1 protein-coding gene is annotated in these 208 nt (G+C 61.5%); it reads left to right on the forward strand.

The window, feature by feature from the left end; translation table 11 throughout:
• The first annotated feature begins 53 nt into the window (after positions 1–53).
• A complete protein-coding gene (locus tag K9B33_RS22995; protein ID WP_411974053.1) occupies positions 54–200 on the forward strand; it encodes a hypothetical protein in 147 nt (48 codons plus the stop codon).
• Positions 201–208: the final 8 nt, after the last annotated feature.

Here is a 208-nt window from a genome sequence, read left to right on the forward strand (position 1 = left end):
ATCGCCCCTTCCTCTTATCGTGAACATGCCGCGCGCCGTGCCGACCGCACACGGTGGTCGGCGACAACGGTACCGAGTTGACCTCGTCGGCCATCCTCAGCTGGTCGCAGGAGCGTCTGATCGAATGGCATTACATCGCCCCAGGCAAGCCGATGCAGATGGTGTATTTCAGTCGGCAGTTGGAAGGCGCCGATCGGTGATATGGGGG

The organism is Sphingobium sp. 3R8, assembly GCF_020166615.1.
GTDB classification, from domain to species: domain Bacteria; phylum Pseudomonadota; class Alphaproteobacteria; order Sphingomonadales; family Sphingomonadaceae; genus Sphingobium; species Sphingobium bisphenolicum.